The sequence below is a fragment of the Geminicoccus harenae genome, from assembly GCF_019800005.1.
Classification (GTDB): Bacteria; Pseudomonadota; Alphaproteobacteria; order Geminicoccales; family Geminicoccaceae; genus Geminicoccus; species Geminicoccus harenae.
The window spans coordinates 58,781-78,212 of sequence record NZ_JABGCL010000023.1 but is presented as its reverse complement, the minus strand read 5'-3'; the positions used below and the strand labels follow the sequence as shown (position 1 = coordinate 78,212).

The window sequence follows — 19,432 nt, the reverse complement described above, 5'->3', positions numbered from 1 at the left end:
TCGGCTGGATGGTTCGCTGGCGCCGCCTGGTGCGGGACTACGAGGCCAGGCTCGATGTGTCCGAAGCCTTCGTGCAGGTCGCCATGGGCAGCCTGCTGCTACGCCGCATCAGCCACCCATAGCCATTCTCAAACGGGCTCTCAGAAAGAAAATCATCCAACCTTGTTTTAACATGGTGAGATATTTGCTCACTTCCTGAATAGCAAAGAATTAGAGTTATTCTGTGGGTATCATTTAGAGCATCATCTATTTCAATTTTTCGATTTTGAATCTTTTTATTAAAGCGCTCGAATCGAGATGCAAGTAGATCGCTAGTTCCAGAAAGAAATTTCTGCACAGAGGCAACATCGACAGAGCCAGATCCATCATTGGACCATTTAGATTGCACTAGGAATAGGTGTTTTTCATTCCGATGATAGTAGATCGCGTCGAGTCCGTTGTCGTCGAACCCATCGGTGATGTACTTGCACGCTTCTTCTATTTTAAGATCAGCTTCGTGGCTGAGTGCATAGGCTGCTAGTGCGCGAGAGCGTCTGATAGAATCCTGGTCGCTTTCAGATCTAGCAGATACATCGCCTAGATCAACGTGAGGAGCGACATTTGCATCCAAGTAATTGCGAATCTGCCGGAATTGAATAGCTCCCATATCTATCTACATTCTCTGTTGAGGGGGGAGTAGGTAGTAGTCTGCCAGCGCCAATCAAAATTGATTGGCGCTGGTATGAAAGGATGTTGTCTTCTTGAATTAAGAGCAGCCCGTCGTCGACCCGCACGTGTCGCACTTCAGGCAGGTGCCGTTCCGCACCAGCGTGAAGTGGCCGCAGCTCGGGCAGGGGTCGCCCTCGTAGCCCTTCAGCCGGGCCATCTGCGCCTTCTGGATCCGCTCGGCCTCGGCCTGGCGGGCGGGGTCGGTGGCGGTGGTCTTCGGGCGTTCCAGGACGGCGGTGTCGCCCGCCCGGGCGTCGCCTGCTGGGCGGGTGTCGGCGTAGGCGGTAGGGGCGGGGGTGGTGCCGTTCCCGTTGCCATTGCCGTGGTGGTGGCCGTTGCCATTACCGTTGCCGTTGCCGCCGGCGAGCAGGCGGAGGTTGCCGCGGACGAAGCCGACCGAGGCGTACTTCTTGACCTCTTCCTCCTCGTCGACCAGCTCGCCCTCCTTGGTGCCCTTGCCGATCGCGTCGTGGCGCAGGTCGGCGGGGTCGACCGAGGCCAGGTCGGTGCGGTCGAGATAGGAGATGGCGAGCTCGCGGAAGATGTAGTCGAGGACCGAGGTCGCCATCTTGATCGTGTCGTTGCCCTGGACGGGGCCCGACGGGTCGAAGCGGGTGAAGCTGAAGGCTTCCACCAGCTCCTCCAGCGGGACGCCGTATTGCAGGCCGATCGAGACGGCGATGGCGAAGCTGTTCATCAAGCTCCGGAAGGCGGCACCTTCCTTGTGCATGTCGATGAAGATCTCGCCGAGCTTGCCGTCCTCGTACTCGCCGGTGCGCAGGTAGACCTTGTGGCCGCCGACCACCGCCTTCTGGGTGTAGCCCTTGCGGCGGGTGGGCAGCTTCTTGCGGCCGGCCACGTGGCGCTCGACGATCTTCTCGATGACGTTGACCACGCGCTGCGGGGTGGGCTGCTGCTCCTCATCGTCCTCCTCGATGTCGTCCAGGGCGATCGAGGAGAGCGGCTGGGAGAGCTTGGAGCCGTCGCGGTAGAGGGCCAGGGCCTTCAGGCCCAGGCGCCAGCCGAGCAGGTAGGCGTCCGAGCAGTCCTCCACCGAGGCGGTGGCCGGCATGTTGATGGTCTTGGAGATCGCACCGGAGATGAAGGGCTGAGCGGCCGCCATCATCCGGATGTGACTGTCGGTGGACAGGTAGCGCTTGCCCTTGCGGCCGCACGGGTTGGCGCAGTCGAACACCGGCAGGTGCCGGTCCTGGAGGTGCGGGGCGCCTTCCACGGTCATCGCACCGCAGACGAAGGTGTTGGCGGCCTCGACCTCGTCGCGGTTGAAGCCGAGCGCCTTGAACATGTCGAACTTGAAGTCGTTCAGCTGCTCGTCGGTGAGCTTCAGCACCTCCTTGCAGAAGGCCTCGCCCAGCGTGAACTTGTTGAAGACGTAGCGGATGTCGAAGGCGGACGGCAGGGCCTGCTCGAGCCTGGTCAGGACGTCGGGCGTGAAGCCGCGCTCGGCCAGGGTCTCATGGTTGATCGCGGGCGAACCTTTCAGCGTGCCGTGGCCCACCGCGTAGCGGATGATGTCCTCGATCTGCTCAGGCGTGTAGCCCAGCGTCTTGAGGGCTTCCGGCGCCATGCGGTTGATGATCTTGAAGTAGCCGCCGCCGGCCAGCTTCTTGAACTTCACGAGCGCGAAGTCCGGCTCGATGCCGGTGGTGTCGCAGTCCATCACCAGGCCGATCGTGCCGGTGGGGGCGATCACCGAGACCTGGGCGTTGCGGACGCCCGCCTCGGTGGCGGTCGCGACCGCACGGTCCCAGGCGGCGCGGGCGGCTTCGACGATCACCGGCTGCGGGCAGGACGCGGCGTCGAGCGGCACCGGGTTGATGTGCAGGTTCTCGTAGCCGCTGCTCTTCGACCAGGCGGCGGCCTGGTGGTTGCGCAGGACGCGCAGCGTGGCGTCGCGGTTCTCCGGGTAGCCCGGGAACGGGCCCTGCTCCTTGGCCATCTCGGCCGAGACCAGATAGGCCTCGCCGGTCATGAGCGCGGTGATGGCGCCGCAGAGCGCCCGGCCCTCGGGGCTGTCATAGGAGAAGCCGGACGCCATGAGCAGGCCGCCGAGATTGGCGAAGCCCAGGCCGAGGGTGCGGAACTTCCAGGACAGCTCGGCGATGGTGCGGGACGGGAACTGCGCCATCATCACCGAGACCTCGAGGACGATGGTCCACAGGCGCACGGCATGGCGGAAGCCGGCCACGTCGAACGTGCCGTCTTCCTTCTTGAAGGTCATCAGGTTCAAGGACGCCAGGTTGCAGGCGGTGTCGTCCAGGAACATGTACTCGGAGCAGGGGTTGGACGCGTTGATGCGCCCCGAGGCCGGGCAGGTGTGCCAGTCGTTGATGGTGGTGTCGTACTGGATGCCGGGATCGGCCGAGGCCCAGGCGGCCAGGCTGATCTTGTCCCAGAGATCCTTGGCCTGGATGGTCTTCTTGACCTTGCCGTCGGTGCGGCGGGTCAGCGGCCACTCCGCACCGGCCTGGACCTTCGCCAGGAAGTCGTCGGACACGCGCACCGAGTTGTTGGAGTTCTGGCCCGAGACCGTGACATAGGCCTCGCTGTCCCAGTCGGCGCGATAGGTCGGCACGTCGATATGGCGGAAGCCCTGGCGGGCGAACAGGATCGCCTGCTGGATGGCGCCGGCAGGCAGGGCCACCTTCTTGGCGTCGCGCACGGCCTTGCGCAGGGCCGGGTTCTCGTGCGGGTCGAACCGGTCCTTGCCGGCGAAGCTCTCGTCATGGCAGGCCGAGAGGATCGCCTGGACGTGGCTGCGCAGGAGCTGCGAGCCGGCGACGAGGGCAGCGACCTTCTGCTCCTCGATCACCTTCCACATCACATATTCTTCGATGTCGGGATGGTCGACGTCGACCGTAACCATCTTGGCGGCGCGGCGCGTGGTGCCGCCCGACTTGATGGCGCCGGCCGCCCGGTCGCCGATCTTGAGGAAGCTCATCAGGCCGGACGACTTGCCGCCGCCCGAGAGCGGCTCGTTCACGCCGCGCAGGCGGGAGAAGTTGGTGCCGGTGCCGGAGCCATACTTGAAGAGCCGGGCCTCGCGGATCCACAGATCCATGATGCCACCCTCGTTCACCAGGTCGTCGTTGATCGACTGGATGAAGCAGGCATGGGGCTGCGGCCGCTCATAGGCGGAGGAGGAGGCGGAGACCTGACCGGTCTTGTGGTCGGCCCAGAAATGACCCTGGGCCGGGCCGTCGATGCCATAGGCCCAGTGGAGGCCGGTGTTGAACCATTGCGGCGAGTTGGGGGCGGCCATCTGGCTGGCCAGCATGAAGCGCAGCTCGTCGAAGAAGGCGCGGGCGTCTTCCTCCCCATCGAAATAGCCGCCCTTCCAGCCCCAATAGGTCCAGGTGCCGGCCAGCCGGTCGAACACCTGCTTGGCCGAGTGTTCACCGGTGGTGCGCTCGTGGGCGGGCAGCTCGGCCAGCGACGGGTCGGGGAGGTGGCGCTGCAGCCAGGCAGGAACGCCCTTCTCCTTGGCGGTCACCAGCTTGGCCGGCACGCCGGCCTTGCGGAAATATTTCTGGGCGAGCACGTCGACGGCGACCTGCGACCAGGAAGCCGGGACCTCGGCGTCGTCCAGGCGGAACACCACCGAGCCGTCGGGATTGCGGATCTCCGACACCGCGGAACGCCATTCGATCCGGGCATACGGGTCCTGGCCAGCCTCGGTGAAAGAGCGTTCGATCCGCATGTTCCGTTCTCCCGGTCGCTGTTCTCGCACCAGCGAGAGTGTTCCTGCTCTGTTCCTGCGGCAAGCCCGATCTTATCCAGACTTATCCACAGGACGTGCACCGTCGCTTCCCTGACCAGACGGGCAGGGCGGCATCAGCCGTTGCTGACGATGCTCAATGGTCCTTGATCGTCCGCCGATCCTACGGCTCGCAGGAGGTTGTCTCAATCGGCGGGTGCAAGTCATCCACAAGAAATTTGCGTGCTGCGCGATATCGCCTGGGTTCCGTAGCGCTTTGGCCACGCTGGCAGCACCTCGCTGCACTCCGGAACCCAAGACGTAGGGGCATTCACGCCTCTTGCCCCTAGATATAGTCCATTCGGCACCCGCCGGCAACGCCATCCAGCGCCGCATCAGTACCCGATTCGAGCCGCGATCAGGCGATGGGGCAGGGGATTGATGCGAAGAGTTGTCGAGGCTGATCAGGGTTCCCTGGATGAGGCAATCAATCTCCGCCCGAATCAGGCAGCATCAGTCTTCCCGCTCAATCCACAGGAATATCGTCCGGACCGGGTGGCCGGGACCGGGGATCTGGACATTTGCCGCCCGTGGCAGCACATGTCCCGCCGGATACCGGCACGGCCGGAGCCCGTCCATCCCGGGGGCTCCGATTTTCCGCGGAGTGCGACCTTGCTGAAGTGGCTGAGCTTCAATGCCCTGGGCACCTGGCTCACGACCCGATTCCGTGGCGAGCTGGTCGGCCAGGACGAGCTGGGCAATCGCTACTACCGCAACAAGGCGGTCAAGGGCCTGAACGCGGCGGACTGGCGGGCCGAGCGCCGCTGGGTGGTCTATCCGGACGGGGTGGAGCCGGAGCCGACCCTGGTGCCGCCCGGCTGGAGCGGCTGGCTGCACAAGCGCTTCGAGCACCCGCCCACCGTGGCGCCGCTTCAGGTCAAGCCCTGGGAGAAGCCGGCCCTGCCGAACCTGACCGGCACCCCCTACGCCTATGTCCCGCCCGGCAGCGAGCGCGGCCGCGGCCAGCGCGATCGGGCCACTGGGGACTACGAAGCCTGGACGCCGTAAGGTCGGGACGCGGGCCTGGCCTGCGGGCGCAGCATGCGGTCGCCCGAGATGATCGGCTGCACGGAGCAGGCTGGCCGCGATCGGCAGATGGGGCAGGGCCTTCGCCCTGCTGTGCCTGACCAGGCATCTTCCAGGCGAGCGGATCGTCTGGGCCGGTGATCCCGGGTGTTGCCACCGGGTGAGACAGGCAAGGCGGAATAATCGCAGTAGAGCGATCCTTCTGGACGGAATTTCCAGGTGCTGCTGTGTTATCGGCGGCAGAGTTGTCTGGAGATGGTCATGCCTGTCCGGCGGCGTAGAGTTGTTTCGACACTCCGGGGATTATGTGCAGTGCTTGTCGTATGCCCGGCAGAGGCGCGCCGCGGGCGGCGACGATTTCGTGCCCGTGGCTCCGGATCTGGCGGGCAGCACGGCAGGCCGGTTCTTTCGCGCGAAGCCTTGCGGGAATGTGTTGCCCGGCAGGACGAGCTGAGCGCCGCCTCGGCGGAGCTGGAGCGGCTGGAAGCGTCGCTGGCCGCGGAAACGGCCGGGATCGACGAGCTGAATGCCCTGATCGAGCGACGGGAAGGGCTGGTGAACCGGTACAGCCAGAAGTCCGTCGACGACTTCAATGCGCTGGTCGACCTGCAGCGGCGGGCCGTGCATGGCTACCATGAGAAATTGCCTCAGGTGAACGAGCGATTCACGACCCACAACCGGTCGGTCGACCTGTTCAATGCGAACTGTGCCGGCCGGGAATATTACGAGGACGACATGCAGGCGGTCCTGTCGGGGCCGTGACGCATTGCCCTGAGACGGTGGGGGCTCAGCCGGACAGGGCCTGGGCGGGAGATGCCGGTGCCAGTGCCGCCCGGCCGAGCGCCAGGTCGGCGAAGACGGCGATGCTCTCGATCGGCTGGCAGCCCACCAGCGCGTCGCCGTGGCGGTCCAGGATGACCGGCACGGCGCCCACCGCCGAGACCGGCAAGGGAATGACCGGCAGCTCACCGTTGCCCGGCGGCACCCCGGCCTCGGCGGCGATCCGGTCCAGCACTTCGGGGTCGCCGATGTCGCGGCCTTCGCTGAAGAAGGCGTGGAAGATCCGGTCGACCACGACCGTGCCCCGGCCGCTGCGGGCCGCGGTCGCCACCAGCCGGTGCGCGGCGCCGGTGTTCGGCTGGAGCCGGATCGCCCCCAGGTCGAACGAGATCCGCTCGGCCGCCGCGGCGGCACGGATCCGCTGCAGGCCGGCCTCGGCCGCGGCAGCACCGCCATGGCGGCGGGTCAGCCATGCGCGATAGGCGGTGCCGCGCGGCGGCAGGGTCGGGTCAATCTGGAAGGGCAGCCAGCACAGGCCGATGCCCCGAGGGGCCGCCACCTGGCGCAGCCGGTGCCAGGCGAGGCGGCACCAGGCGCAGGCGAAGTCGCCGGCAAAGCCCAGCCGGGCGGACCGGTGGTCGCGATCCAGCGCCAGGCCTAGCTGCATGGCGAGCCTGCCTGATCGGCTTGACTGGGGCTGATGGAGCGCTCAATCGTCATGCGCGTTTGTCCACAGGCTGTGGAACGTCCGGTTCGCGAGCGGTTGTGGCATCCTTGCTACGAAGATCCGCCATGCCCCAGATGAGCGGGCTGGCGATCTCCAGGCTGTTGCCGGCCGGATCGCGGAAATAGAAGGAGCGGCTGCCGCGCGGCCAGGCCTGCTCGTGCTCGATCCGCACGCCCTGGCGCTCCAGTCGCTCCTTCCAGCCATCCAGTTCCGATTCCGCCACGGCGAAGCAGGCATGGCCGGGGCCAATCGCGCCGTGGGCGGGGACCATCTCGTTGGCGCGGGCCGCCTCCGCGCGGAACAGGAGCAGCATGGCGTCACCCAGGCGGAAGAACACGAAGACGCCGTCCTTGCGGCTGTCGACCTCCAGGCCCAGCACGTCACGATAGAAGCGCTCCGCGGCCTCCAGGTCGTCCGCGTAGAGCACCGTCTCCAGAATGCGGTCGAGCCTGACGCTGGTCACCGCCATCCTCCTGCCGGCTTCGTTACCTTGGTTATCTAGGGCGAGCCCGGCTCAGATCACCGCCTGCTCCACCAGCGGGCGGTTCTCGGCGAGGCGCACGGGCGAGAGGTCCGACAGGTCGAGGCTCCGGTAGCCGCCATGGACGATGAGCTCGGCCAGGCCTCGGCCGACCGCGGGGGCCTGCTGGATGCCGTGGCCGGAAAAGCCGGTGGCGGCATAGAGGTTCGCGAAGCCCGGCCACCGGCCGACCAGGCCGTTATGGTCGACCGTGTTCATCTCGTAGTAGCCGGCCCAGGAGCTCGCGACCTTCAGCCGCTCCAGGCTCGGGATCCGCTCGGCCAGGGCCGGCCAGAGCCTTTCCTCGAAGCTGTCATGGTCGACCTCGAGCGGCAGGTCGTCCGGATCCGGCTCGCCGGCGAGCGGCGACATGCCGGACAGATAGTAGCGGCCCTCCGGGCGAAGCCAGAAGCCGGACGGGTCGATGAGCAGCGGGCAGGGCTCGAGCGGCTCGGGCGTGTCCAGCACGAACACCGAGCGCCGCCGGCCGCGCACGGGGATGTCGATGTCCAGCAGGAGGCCGACCTGCCCGGACCAGGGGCCGGATGCTATCACCAGGGCACCGCAGGGGATCGTGCTGCCGTCGCCGAGCTCCACGGCGCTCACCCGCTCGCCGTCCCGGACGAAGCCGGTGGCCTCGCCATGGAGGAAGCGGGCGCCGTCGGCGATGGCGCGCTTGCGGAAGGCCTGAAGCAGGCCGTAGCCGTCGAACCAGCCTTCCTCGGCAAGGCCCAGCGAGCCGAGCGCGATGCCCTCGGTGGACAGCCAGGGGAAGCGCGCGCGCAGGGCGTCGGGCTCGAGCAGCGCCACCTGGACGCCTTCTGCCCGCTGCAGCGCGTGTACCGCGCGCATGGCGGGCTCCGCGGCCGGCGGCGCCAGGAACAGATAGCCGCCGTCGCGCAGGCCGATTTCCGGCAGCTCGCCGTCCACGGCCAGATGGCGATGGGCCTCCTTCAGGAAGGCATAGCCATAAGCGCCGATCGCCATGTTGACCGGCTGGGAGAACTGGCGGCGGATCGAGGAGGCGGACAGGGCCGAGGAGGCCTCGCGGTAGGTGGGATCGCGCTCGATCACCACGACCTCGCGCCCGGGCTCGATCCGGCGCAGAAAGGCCGCGACCGCCGATCCGATCGCGCCGCCGCCGACGATCACCACCCTGCCTGCGTCCATGCCAAGCTCCGCGCTCTGCCCGAGGGTTTTTCCCTTGGACCCTGGAGCCCGGTGGCGGCAAGTGCGGTCGTGGTCGCCCTCTTGTCGGAGTGGGTCAACTGGCTGGCGCAGGCGGGACAAGCCAAGCCGTTGCGGCTGTTCTACTGTCCGCTGCGTCGGTCGTCCGGAGGAGGCGGATCGTGAGCACAATGGCGGAAGGCAGGCGGGGCGGCCGGAGTGCCAGGCGCGCCGAGCGCATGTCGATGCGGGTCACCAGCCTGCCGACGCTCAAGCGGCGGATCCCCCTCTACGAGGTCCTCAACGACGAGGGCCTGGAACTGATCCACGACGGTTCCTGCCGGATCCTGGAACAGATCGGCATCGACTTCCGCGACGCGGAGGCGCTGGCGCTCTGGAAGGATGCCGGCGCCGATGTTCAAGGCTGGCGGGTCCACATCCCGCGCGAATTGCTGATGTCGCTCCTGGCGCAGGTGCCGGGCCAGTTCACGCTCACCGCGCGCAATCCCGAGCGCTCGGTAACGGTCGGCGGCGACAACATGATCTTCCTGCCGACCTACGGCTCGCCGTTCGTGCGCATGGAGGACGATGTCCGCCGCTATGGCACGATGGCGGATCTCGAGCGCTTCCACCGGCTGGCCTATATGAGCCCGGCCATCCACAACACTGGCCTCGTGATCTGCGAGCCCACCGACATCCCGGTGTCCAAGCGGCATCTGCACATCGTCCGCTCGCTCATCACGAACAGTGATAAGTCGTTCATGGGCCCGGTAACCGCACCGGAGCGTGCCCAGGATGCGGTCGAGATGGCCAAGATCCTGTTCGGCGAGAGCTTCCTGCCCGACCATCCGGTGATGGTGTCACTCGCCAACTGCAACTCGCCGCTGGTCTGGGACGAGACCATGCTGGGGGCGCTCAAGGTCTATGCAAGGGCGGGCCAGCCGGTGATCTGCGCGCCGTTCACCCTGGCCGGGGCCAACACGCCGGCCTCGGCGGTGGCGACCGTGGCCGAGCTGAACGCCGAGGCGATCTCGGCCCTGGCCTTCACCCAATTGGTCCGCCCGGGCTGCCCGATGGTCTATGGCCATTTCCTGGCCGCGGTCTCGATGAAGTCCGGGGCGCCGATGGCGGGCACGTCAGAGCTGGCGCTGATGAACCTGATGATCGGCCAGCTCGCGCGCAAGTACGGCGTGCCGTTCCGTTCCTCGGGCATGCTGACCGGCTCGAAGGTGACCGACGCCCAGGCGGGCTACGAGAGCGCCTTCAACATGTTCCCGATCATGCTCGCCGGGGCGCATCTGATCATGCACACGGCCGGCTGGACCGAGGCGGGCTTATGCGCGTCGCTCGCCAAGTTCGCCCTCGATGCCGAGCAGATGGAGATGCTCTACAAGTTCGCGCAGGGACCGCAGTTCGGCGATTTCGACGAGGCGATGGCCAGCATCCGCGACATCGGCCCGGGCGGGCATTTCCTCGGCACGGCGCACACCCAGGCCAATTTCCAGACCGCCTTCTTCATGCCGGAGCTGATGGACAACAACAGTTTCGAGCAGTGGTCGCTGGAGGGTGCCAAGTCCGCGGAGGCGCGCGGCATCGAGGCGGCGACCAGGAAGCTCGCCGCCTTCGAGCCGCCGCCGATCGATCCAGGCATGGTCGAGGCGCTGGACGAGTTCATCGCGAAGCGCGAGGCGGTGCTGCCGGATACGGTGACCTGACCGGCGTCACCTCGCCATTGTGCAGGAGGGTCGGCCAGGCGAGGCAGCAGGCGAGCACCGCTATCAGGCCGATGCCGGCCACCAGGACGACGGCGGTGCTGCCATCCAGCCAGCTCGCCGCCAGCCCGAACTGGAGGAAGCCGAAGGGGGCCAGCCCCATCGCCCCCACCAGGATGCCGAGCGCCCGGCCGCGCAGATGCGATTCCGCGCCCTGGAGGATCAGCACCATCTGCATGGTGCCGAAGCACGCCATGCCCACCCCGGCGATCGCCGTGCAGGCCGCCGCGGTCCAGGGCGTGGTGGTGAAGCCGAACAGCACGACCGCGGTCAGGAACAGGAGCGTGCCTAGGCTGTAGATGCGCCGGAACCAGTGCGGGGGGGCCGCCAGCGTGATGGCGATCGAACCGAGGAAGGCGCCGGCACCCTCCGCGGAGACCAGGAGGCCGGTGCCGACCGGGCCCAGGTTCATCACCTCCAGGGCGATCACCGGCACCAGGGACATGTAGGGGAAGCCCCAGAGGTTCATGGCGGCGGTCACCATGACGGTGCCGATCAGGATCGGCGTGGTGCGCACATAGCGCCAGCCTTCCTTCAAGGGGCCCAGGATCCGGATCGGCTCGGTCGTCTTCGCCTGCGCCTGGCCGGACGGCTTCACGCCCAGGATCATGAGGAGCGCCAGCCCGTGCAGGACGAGGCCGGCGGCCAGCACCCCGGTGAAGCCGAGGCCCGCCACGAGGGCACCGCCCGTGGCTGGGCCGATCATGCGGGTGAAGTTGCTGGTGAGCTGCTCCAGGCCCATGCTCGTGCCGACCCGGTCCATGCCGGCGGCCTCGGCCAGCAGGCCGCGCCGCATCGGCAGCTCGCCCGACCAGAGCACCCCGCCCGCGACGGCCAGGCCGAAGGCCAGCGGCACGTGAGGCTCGCCATCGCTGCTCCACCAGGTGCCGAGCGCCAGCAGGACGCAGATGGCGGACAGGCCGATGATCAGCAGCCGGCGCCGGTCCAGCCGGTCCGCCAGCGTGCCGAGGATGCTGCCGAACAGCAGGAGCGGCAGCATCCGGACGAACAAGACCAGCGCCACGGCGAGCGGCGAGGCCGTCCAGTCCAGGACCAGCACCCCGAACGACAGGATGTCCAGCCAGCGCGCGCACTGGATGACCGCACCAGCACCCCACAGGCGCAGCACCTCGGGATCGCGCAGCAATGCCGCCGCTGCCGCCGGGCCGGCCCGGCTGGCTCGTCCTTCCGTCACGATCGTCGACACCTCCTTGGCCAGAGGCGTCGCTAGCGCTTTGGGGCACCCGGCGAAAGGGCCGTGTGGTCGCCCGCCGGTTCGCCCGGCGCCGCGCTGGCCGGGGCGTCAGCCGAACAGGCGGGTGACCTCGGCCAGGATGGCGGCCACGCTCTCCGTATAGGCCGCGAATGCAGCCGGCACGCCCTCGTCAGGGCCATGCCAGTTGTAGGTGAAGCAGAAGGTCACCGGCAGCGGCGTGATGCCAGCGCGGCCCAGCACCATCTGGCCGGGCAGGCAGAAGGCGTGGAAGCCCTGCCAGTCGATGCTGCCGCCCTTGCCGTAGGCGGCGACCCCGGGCGGGACGGTCGGCGCCAGGGCAGAGGCCATCGCCTGGATCCGGCGGAACTCGGTGAGCGTGCCGGGCCTGGCGAAATATTCGCCGCCCAGGGCACGCCCATAGTAGGTCACCAGGTCGTTGGCCGTCCCCATCATCGACTGGACCGGGTTGATCGCCGGGCGAGGCTCGCCGAAGAACCGGCCTTCCATGATCTGCTCCATGCCCTTCCAGCCCTTGTCGACCCCGTCCGGGGCGCCGGCCAGGTAGGAGAACATGACCCGGGTCGAATCCGGGACCAGCACGGATGCATAGCGGTGCTCGCGCAGGAAGGCGCGCACCGTCGCCACGCCCACGGCCTCCAGCGCGATGTCGGTCGCGGTGTTGTCGCTGTGCGTGATCATGGCCTCCAGCACGCTGCGGGCAGGGAGCTGGCCATGCATCTGCTCCAGCACCGGGCTGCTCAGGCTGCGCACCCGGTCGTCGACCGTGAAGCGCTCATCGAGGGTGCGGTTGCCGCGCTCCACTTCCTGGAGGTAGCGGGTCAGGATGAAGGTCTTGACCGCACTGCCGATGAACATCGGCCGGACCGCCTTGTAGGACTGGCGGAAGATCCGGCCGTTCTCGCCGACGTCGATCCGGAAGCTCTTGCTGCCCTCCAGGGCGACGAAGTGGGCGATGGCCGCGCGCAGGCCCGGGCGAGCTTCCGCGGCGGCCGGCAAGGCCGCCAGCAGGCCGGCCGCAGGCAGGCCACCCAGGAGGGCACGGCGATGGAAAATGGACATGGGGCGGCTTCCGGTATGGCCGAAGATGCTGGCCACTCTCCATAGCGGGACATTACCGCCAAAAGAACAGTGACAAGGACGGACAACCACGAAATTCCATGGATTTCCACGGATCGGCCACTGGAAGCCGCAGCTCGTCCAGTTCGATCCGGATCACGACCGGGAAAAGCGGAGTGTACGGGTGGAAGCGCCTGGCCGCCGGCGGCTTTCGCGAATCAGCAGTGAATAAGCATTGCTGATGCACGGCTGATAAGCGAATGGGCGGACGTCTGCCCGGGCTCGGTCCGTCCCCGCATGGGGTCAGCCGAACCTGCGCTCGACCTCGGCGAGCACCCCGGAGATCGCGGCGATGAAGTCGGCGGTGACGGCCGGAATGGTCGAGTCCGGGCCTCCCCAGTTGACCACGAAGCAGAAGGTCACGGGCATCTTGGGCTGGCCGCGCCGCTGCGGCGGCAGGACCATCTGGCCGAGGATGCAGAGTGCGTGGAACGTGCCCCAGTCGATGCTGCCGCCCTTGGCAAAGGCGGCCAGATCCCGTGGGACGACCATGGCGACCGCATCCGTCATCGCCTGGATCCGCCTGAACTCGGTGAGGACATGGCGCCGGTCAGCGTCTGGCTGGAGGCACCCAGGCCGGATCATGCGCTGGCGGCGGCCATCGACAAGGCGGCGCAGGCGGGCTCGCAGTCGCTGGAGCGGATGGACCGGGCGCTGCCCTACCTGTTCAGCATCCTGCGCGATTCCGAGCGCTACCTGGACCACGCGGTTACGATGGCAGCGGTCGCATTGGGCCACATGCTGATGTGCGACAAAGCCCCTGATTTCGCTCGGCGCCTTCACCCATATCTCGGGCGGTTCGGGACAATTCGCGCTGATGATCCTCGGCAGGAGAGATTCCGGCCGGACCCGAAATACAGAAGTACGCAGCGACTATGGTGGCTTTCACAAGCGTGGGCATACCACCTGTATCAGCATCGCAACTCTGTGATGCACCTGGATACATGTCCCGAGGGAGGTTGGACGGCGAACGAACACCTGCTCGTCATCAGGTGGCTCATGCCACGCCTAGCCAAGTTGCTATTGGAAGCGGACGGCTTCTATGAGCTCACGCATGACGATCAGGCAGACCTGTGGATGATGCTTGATTGTTGGCTCAACCATCCCAGATGGTTCGGCCCGCAAGACGACAAGCATGCGATTACGTCGATACTGACAGGTAAAGCACGCTTCCAGGCACGGTGGCTGCTTGAACAACATGCCGAAGCTGAGCAGATCCGTGCTGCCGTTCAAGCTTCAATCAGGCGCGGCAAGATGATTTAGAAGCTGCCGCTCAGCCACATGAGGGACAGACCGGGGAGCGGTCCTGCGTTCCCCGGCCCGTACGCTTACTTGCGGCCCGAGGACTTGCCGCCCTCGTTGCTCGCGGCCTGCTGGTTGGCGACCTGCTCGGCGACCTTGGTCAGGAGCTCGTCGGCCTTCTTCTCTTCCTGGAGGGTCTGGTCGAGCAGGTCGGCGGCGTCCTTCAGGCCGAGCTGGCCGGCCCAGGTCTTGAGCGTGCCGTAGCGGGCGATCTCGTAGTGCTCGAGCGCCTGGGCAGAGCCGATCAGGACGGCGTCGCCCGCCGGGGTGCCGCCGAAGTCCTCCAGGTCCTCGTCCATCTCGGCGGTGAGACCCTGGGAGGCCTCGCAGGTCTTGCCGCGCGGGGCCTTGCCCAGGATCTCGAAGATCTGGGTCAGCCGCTCCACCTGGTTGGTGCTTTCCTCGCGGTGCTGTTCCAGCATCTGCTTCAGCTCCGGCGCCTGGGCATTGCGCGCCGCTTTGCCCAGTGCCCGCACCGACTGCTTCTCGGCGAAGAACACGTCCTTCAGCGTCTCGTAGAACGCGTCTTCGAGGGTTTTTTCCTTGGTCGCCATCGCTATGTCGCTCCCTTGGTTGCTCGGGATCTCGTGCCCCTCGGCACGACGGCCGCCGGGGCAGATGTCATCAGTGGCTTGCCTGGGTGCCGGAACTGGCCAGGGTCAGGTAGCGGTCGGTCACCGCGTCCAGGTGCTGCTCCACCCAGGCGGCCATGGCCTGCTCTTCCTGGAGCGACTGCTCCAGCAGGGGCAGGGCGCTGGTGAACCCGCCGCGCCTGGCCATGTTGATCAGCGCGCGGTAGCTCGCGACCTCGAAATTCTCGAACGCGAAGTTCGCGAACGAGTTCTTCAGGATCTCGTCGCCGGCCACGGAATGGGTGAGGGCCGCCATGTTGCCCATGAACGAGGCGCCCAAGTCCTTGATCGCCGAGTGGCTCTCGTCCAGCGAGGTCAGGATCTGTTCCAGCCGGCTGATCTGCCCGTTGGTTTCCTCGACATGGCTGCGCAGGCGCGCGGCCACGTCCGGATAGTTCTCCAGCCGCTCGATCTGCCGGTTCATGATCGAGAGGGCTTGGTTTTCCAGCGCATGCGCGTCGCGCAGGCCGGTGACGAAGATCGAGCGGATGCTTTCCGCTGACTCCATGGCCATGGGGATTCTCCAAGGCAGCCTGTCTGCCTGCTGGTGGCTCAATAGGTTCGCCCGCCTGCGGGTTCCTGATGCCCCGGGCAAATCCCTCGATCGCGGCGGAGCGAGCCCGGCAGCACGACATGCGCAAGAACGGGCAGAACGGTCGGTCCGGCTGCGTGGGCAGGATGAACCGGGCATGAGGACGAGGTTTTTTTCGGAACCCGGCGGCAGTCCTGATCTTTCGACGACGAGTCACGGCCTTCGGGCCGGGTGACCCGAAGCCATTGAAGCTGAGAGACCCCCCATGTTCTATACCGACGGCAAGCTCCAGTTCCCCGTGCGCGTGGAACGGCCGAACCCGGTCTTCGCCCGCGCCCTGCAGCAGGCGATCGGCGGCGTCGAGGGCGAGATCCGCGTCTGCCTGCAGTATCTGTTCCAGGGCTGGGGCTCGCGCGGCCCGGCCAAGTATCGGGACATGCTGCTGAACACCGGCACCGAGGAGATCGGGCATATCGAGATGCTGTCGACCGCGGTCGCGCTCAACCTTGAAGGCGCGCCGCTCTCCGTGCAGGAGGACGTGTCGAAGGACGCGATCGGCGGCTCGGTCCTGAACGGGATGAGCATGCAGCACATCCTGTCGTCCGGCCTGGCCGCGATGCCGGTGAACTCGGACGGCATCCCGTTCGACTGCTCGCACATCTATGCCTCGGGCAACATTGCCGCCGACATGACGGCGAATGTCACGGCCGAATCGACCGGCCGCGCCCTGGCCGTGCGGTTGTACAACATGACCGACGATCCGGGCATGAAGGACATGCTGGCCTTCCTGATCGCGCGGGACACGATGCACCAGCAGCAGTGGATGGCGGTGATCGAGGAGCTGGGCGGGACCGCCAAGCAGTTCCCGATCCCGAACAGCTTCCCGCAGGAGCTGGAGCACCAGGAATACTCCTATGTCTATCTGGGCCACATGACCGACGGCTCGATCCCGCAGGGCCGCTGGACGTCTGGCCCCAGCCTGGACGGCAAGGGCGAGTACTCGGCGGCGATCTCCGAGCCGCTGGGCGGCAAGCCCAGCCTGGCGCCGGCACGGCCGGATTCCGGCGCGCAGCTGGACCAGACCTCCAAGTCGGGGATGACCGGGGTGATCGGCGGGGTCGAGGGCGCCATCGAGCGCAAGCTCTAAGCCTCCTGCCGGCCAGGTGCCGCCGGGGTGTGATCTCCGTCACACGCCGCGGCACCGCCGCCCAGCTAGGGAATCCGGCAAACTGGCAGCACCGGCCGCGTGCCGTGCCTTCCGGAGAACCAGATGAGCCCCCTGCCGCCGTTCGTTCGCCACGGACTGGACGCCCCGCAGATCGACCTGTCGCCGCTCGGCATCGAGCTGCGCGTCCTGATCCCGGCCGATGCGACCGGCCAGGGCATCTGCCTGATGGAGGAGGTCACCAGGCCCGGCAGCGGCCCGCCGCTCCACGTCCATGCCGACCAGGAGGAGTGCTTCTACTTCCTGGAGGGCAGCTACCTCCTGCGGGTGGGCGACGCGGAATGGCGGGTGGGTGCGGGCGACGTGGCGGTGGTCCCGCGCGGGGTCCCGCACGCCTTCGCCAACCTGGGCGTGACGCCCGGCCGGCTCCTGTTCACCCTGACCCCGGCCAAGTCCGGCGAACGCTGCTTTCTCGACCTGGCGGAACTGCTCGGGGCCGGCCGGCCGACGCCCGAGGACATCAATCGCCGCCTCGCCGGCCATGGCTTCACCCTGGTGGGGGAGCCGCTGCTGCCGTCCCGCTGAGCGTTCCCATCCGCCCCGGTTCGCACTATGCCCAGGCAACGATTTCGCGGATGGAGGCCTTCGATATGCTCTACGCCCTGGGCGACCACACCCCGCAGGTGCATCCGGAGGCCTGGGTGGCGCCCAGTGCCGTGCTGATCGGCAAGGTGGTGGTCGAGAAGGGTGCCTCGGTCTGGTTCGGCGCGGTGCTGCGCGGCGACAACGAGCCGATCACGGTGGGCGAGGGCTCGAACGTGCAGGAGAACTGCGTCCTGCATACCGACCCGGGCTACCCGCTCACGATCGGCCGCGACGTGACGGTCGGCCATCTCGCCATGCTGCATGGCTGCACGATCGGCGACGGCGCCCTGATCGGGATGTGCGCGGTCGTGCTGAACGGCGCGGTGATCGGGGCCGGCACGCTGGTGGGCGCCAAGGCGCTGGTCGGCGAGAACAAGCAGATGCCGGAAGGCAGCCTGATCCTGGGAGCGCCCGGCAAGCCGGTGCGCAGCCTCACCGACGCCGATCGCGCGCGAATGCGCGATGGGGCGAAATTCTATGTCGAGCGGAGCGCCAAGTTCCGCCAGGAGCTGCGGCCGCTGGGCTAGAGAGTCATTCCGGGTTGGTGTGCTGCGCCCAGGGATTGGGCGCTCTCGCCGACCCGCCCGGCACGGCTTCAGGATGGCGAACCCGAAGAGCGGCATCTGCGCCGTCCGGGACCAGGACTTCGGCTGCGTCCTCGGGCAGCCGGCTGACCATCTCACCCAGCTCGTGCCATGTCCCCTTGGGCAAGCTGGTGCATGGGCGGTCCGTTCAAGCGCCGATCCTCCCTTGGCGTCATCGCGGCGCCAAGGGAGGATCAGCGTCCGAAGATCCGCATGACCAGGGCCCGCCTGAAGGCGAGCCCGGTCGCTGCAGCCGGTTGGCCGGTACTAGCTGCGTGACTTCTCCCTGACCGGTGAATCGTCTCCCTCGGCCGGAGCGGACATCAGCCACTCCTTGAAGGTGATCGGCGTGCGCTGCGGCACGACGCTGTCGATGGCGGCACGCAGACCTTTGGAAGTCTTGTCATCGTTGATCAGCGCCTTGGCGACCCGGCGGATCAAGGTGACGTCAGGTTCGCGCACGCAAACCTCGACCCGCTTCATGCCGCGCTCGGCCAAGCGTCGACGATGTTCTTGGAGTGCCTGACTCATTTGCGCATCTCCCACTCATGAAAACGAAACGAGAGCTTTCGGACCGCTGAGGCACCCAGGGATGTGCACGTCCTGGTGGAGTAACAGGTAACCCGAAACACAAGAGAAGTGAACAATATCGTCCCGGGCGTGTCCAGGCGTTTCCTGACCGGATGGACAAGTCGCGCAATACGCGAACTCGCCGGCGCCGAACGCGTGTGCGAACCGGCCAACCCGCCGCCCGGCTGGATCTTTCCGGCATCCAGTCGAGGGAATTCAGTCGCATTTCCGGCCTGGGCAATCGTTTGCGCAGGTGTTTCGAGACCGCCGGATGACAAGCAATTCATCGGCCAGACGTGAACCGATCATCTAGGTGAGATGTTCGGTCGCACCCCTGCGACCATGCGGATAATGCTGTCCGAGTGTCCGGCCCGGGCCTATGCCTCGCCCGCCCGTTTCTTCCTCCCAAACCCAGGCAACCTCATGACTCGCGCCGACTTCTCCTCCGCACCGTCCCGCCCGACCGCCGGCTCCGGAGGCCGGCAGCAGCGGCGCTGGCTGCTGGCGGCAGCCGGCCTGTTTCTTGCCAGCACCGTGGCCATGCTGCACTGGGGCCTGAACGTGCTGTGGGGCATGGTGCCGAACCAGAGCGTCGCCATCTCCGCGGCGGACCAGGCATTAGCCCGCCAGTTCAAGGCACATCTGGCAGCCGGGCCGCAGGTGGACCTGGCCAGCGAAACCAGCTTTCCGTGGCAGATCGTGTGCGTGATCGAGCCGTTCGAACTCGATACCGCCAGCCTGCGCGAGGCGCTGCATGCGGGCGGCCTGCCCGAGGAGAAGGTGGAGCTGCCAGGCGGCCCGGTGGCGATCCCGCAGCCCAACTGGCTGTTCGCGTTCATCGACGGCCGCCGGGTGGTGCGGACCATCGCCTTCCATCACCGGGAGATCGAGCCGCGCCACGGCCCGTACTGCGTAGCGCGCGAGCGGGCGCGCTTTGCCGGCTTCGGCCGTGCCGGCGGGGCGCTCGCCATCGACCTGGCGCCCTGGTCCTGAGCCTGACGCCAGGAGGGCAGGGTGCGCGGCGGCTCGGCTAGGAATTACATCGGACACTGGTGGATGCGCGCCGCTGGTGATGCCGCCGGGCAGGCACTCCTGATGTCGCCTTGGGGTTGAGCAAGCTGTTCCTTGCCATATCGTATCCGTCCGGAAACCGGCCGGAGCCAGTTGCGGT

18 protein-coding genes and 1 pseudogene are annotated in these 19,432 nt (G+C 67.1%); 9 read left to right on the top strand and 10 right to left on the bottom strand.

Features of this window, described 5'->3' with window-relative positions; genetic code table 11:
* Nucleotides 1-122: pseudogene (locus tag HLA95_RS19735) on the top strand (IS5/IS1182 family transposase); the annotation flags it as partial.
* 623 nt (nt 123-745) lie between these two features.
* Here the strand turns inward: HLA95_RS19735 and HLA95_RS19730 are convergent.
* The gene (locus HLA95_RS19730) at nt 746-4,429 is read right to left on the bottom strand and encodes a vitamin B12-dependent ribonucleotide reductase (protein WP_191060212.1); all 3,684 of its coding nucleotides are present in this window, start codon (nt 4,427-4,429) and stop codon (nt 746-748) included.
* Nucleotides 4,430-5,098: 669 nt separating this feature from the next.
* Here HLA95_RS19730 and HLA95_RS19725 point away from each other — a divergent pair.
* Both HLA95_RS19725 and HLA95_RS19720 read left to right on the top strand, forming a co-directional pair.
* Nucleotides 5,099-5,494, top strand: a complete 396-nt coding sequence (locus tag HLA95_RS19725; RefSeq protein WP_223861563.1) for an NADH:ubiquinone oxidoreductase subunit NDUFA12 — start codon at nt 5,099-5,101, stop codon at nt 5,492-5,494.
* 438 nt (nt 5,495-5,932) lie between these two features.
* Entirely contained in the window at nt 5,933-6,274 is a 342-nt protein-coding gene (locus HLA95_RS19720) for a hypothetical protein (RefSeq protein WP_191060210.1), read from the top strand.
* A gap of 25 nt (nt 6,275-6,299) precedes the next feature.
* Here the strand turns inward: HLA95_RS19720 and HLA95_RS19715 are convergent, their stop codons facing one another.
* The 3 genes from HLA95_RS19715 to HLA95_RS19705 are packed head-to-tail and all read right to left on the bottom strand — an operon-like array spanning nt 6,300 to nt 8,709.
* Nucleotides 6,300-6,959: a DsbA family protein gene (locus tag HLA95_RS19715; protein ID WP_222184263.1), complete on the bottom strand. Its 660-nt coding sequence runs from the start codon at nt 6,957-6,959 to the stop codon at nt 6,300-6,302.
* Between the two features lie 49 nt (nt 6,960-7,008).
* Nucleotides 7,009-7,482 (bottom strand): VOC family protein, encoded by a 474-nt coding sequence (locus HLA95_RS19710; protein ID WP_222184261.1) that lies wholly within the window; start codon nt 7,480-7,482, stop codon nt 7,009-7,011.
* A 51-nt stretch (nt 7,483-7,533) separates the two neighbouring features.
* On the bottom strand, nt 7,534-8,709 hold the full coding sequence (locus tag HLA95_RS19705; RefSeq protein ID WP_191060423.1) for an NAD(P)/FAD-dependent oxidoreductase: 1,176 nt from the start codon (nt 8,707-8,709) through the stop codon (nt 7,534-7,536).
* Between the two features lie 188 nt (nt 8,710-8,897).
* Between HLA95_RS19705 and HLA95_RS19700 the strand changes: the two genes are divergently transcribed.
* A complete protein-coding gene (locus HLA95_RS19700; RefSeq protein ID WP_191060425.1) occupies nt 8,898-10,421 on the top strand; it encodes a trimethylamine methyltransferase family protein in 1,524 nt (507 codons plus the stop codon).
* Here the strand turns inward: HLA95_RS19700 and HLA95_RS19695 are convergent.
* The 3 genes from HLA95_RS19695 to HLA95_RS19685 all read right to left on the bottom strand — a co-directional run bounded on the left by HLA95_RS19695 (nt 10,378) and on the right by HLA95_RS19685 (nt 13,341).
* Nucleotides 10,378-11,673: an MFS transporter gene (locus HLA95_RS19695; protein ID WP_191060422.1), complete on the bottom strand. Its 1,296-nt coding sequence runs from the start codon at nt 11,671-11,673 to the stop codon at nt 10,378-10,380. The genes HLA95_RS19700 and HLA95_RS19695 overlap by 44 nt on opposite strands.
* A gap of 108 nt (nt 11,674-11,781) precedes the next feature.
* Nucleotides 11,782-12,774, bottom strand: coding sequence for a serine hydrolase (locus tag HLA95_RS19690; RefSeq protein ID WP_191060421.1), 993 nt, complete (start codon nt 12,772-12,774; stop codon nt 11,782-11,784).
* A 300-nt stretch (nt 12,775-13,074) separates the two neighbouring features.
* Entirely contained in the window at nt 13,075-13,341 is a 267-nt protein-coding gene (locus HLA95_RS19685; protein WP_191058637.1) for a hypothetical protein, read from the bottom strand.
* Between the two features lie 30 nt (nt 13,342-13,371).
* On the opposite strand from HLA95_RS19685, the gene HLA95_RS19680 reads away from it, so the two are divergent.
* On the top strand, nt 13,372-14,094 hold the full coding sequence (locus HLA95_RS19680; protein ID WP_191058636.1) for a hypothetical protein: 723 nt from the start codon (nt 13,372-13,374) through the stop codon (nt 14,092-14,094).
* Between the two features lie 65 nt (nt 14,095-14,159).
* Here HLA95_RS19680 and HLA95_RS19675 read toward each other — a convergent pair whose 3' ends face one another.
* Together HLA95_RS19675 and HLA95_RS19670 are read right to left on the bottom strand one after the other, a co-directional pair.
* Nucleotides 14,160-14,687, bottom strand: coding sequence for a YciE/YciF ferroxidase family protein (locus tag HLA95_RS19675; protein ID WP_191058635.1), 528 nt, complete (start codon nt 14,685-14,687; stop codon nt 14,160-14,162).
* A gap of 70 nt (nt 14,688-14,757) precedes the next feature.
* A complete protein-coding gene (locus HLA95_RS19670; protein WP_223861415.1) occupies nt 14,758-15,279 on the bottom strand; it encodes a ferritin-like domain-containing protein in 522 nt (173 codons plus the stop codon).
* 283 nt (nt 15,280-15,562) lie between these two features.
* Here HLA95_RS19670 and HLA95_RS19665 point away from each other — a divergent pair, with 283 nt between their 5' ends.
* From HLA95_RS19665 to HLA95_RS19655, 3 genes are all read left to right on the top strand, one after another.
* Nucleotides 15,563-16,444: a manganese catalase family protein gene (locus tag HLA95_RS19665; RefSeq protein ID WP_191058634.1), complete on the top strand. Its 882-nt coding sequence runs from the start codon at nt 15,563-15,565 to the stop codon at nt 16,442-16,444.
* Between the two features lie 123 nt (nt 16,445-16,567).
* Nucleotides 16,568-17,047: a cupin domain-containing protein gene (locus HLA95_RS19660; protein WP_191058633.1), complete on the top strand. Its 480-nt coding sequence runs from the start codon at nt 16,568-16,570 to the stop codon at nt 17,045-17,047.
* Nucleotides 17,048-17,097: 50 nt separating this feature from the next.
* Nucleotides 17,098-17,634: a gamma carbonic anhydrase family protein gene (locus HLA95_RS19655; RefSeq protein ID WP_222184257.1), complete on the top strand. Its 537-nt coding sequence runs from the start codon at nt 17,098-17,100 to the stop codon at nt 17,632-17,634.
* A gap of 324 nt (nt 17,635-17,958) precedes the next feature.
* Here the strand turns inward: HLA95_RS19655 and HLA95_RS19650 are convergent, their stop codons facing one another.
* The gene (locus HLA95_RS19650; protein WP_191058632.1) at nt 17,959-18,222 is read right to left on the bottom strand and encodes a hypothetical protein; all 264 of its coding nucleotides are present in this window, start codon (nt 18,220-18,222) and stop codon (nt 17,959-17,961) included.
* Between the two features lie 462 nt (nt 18,223-18,684).
* Here HLA95_RS19650 and HLA95_RS19645 point away from each other — a divergent pair, with 462 nt between their 5' ends.
* Nucleotides 18,685-19,254 (top strand): hypothetical protein, encoded by a 570-nt coding sequence (locus HLA95_RS19645; protein WP_191058631.1) that lies wholly within the window; start codon nt 18,685-18,687, stop codon nt 19,252-19,254.
* Nucleotides 19,255-19,432 lie beyond the last annotated feature (178 nt).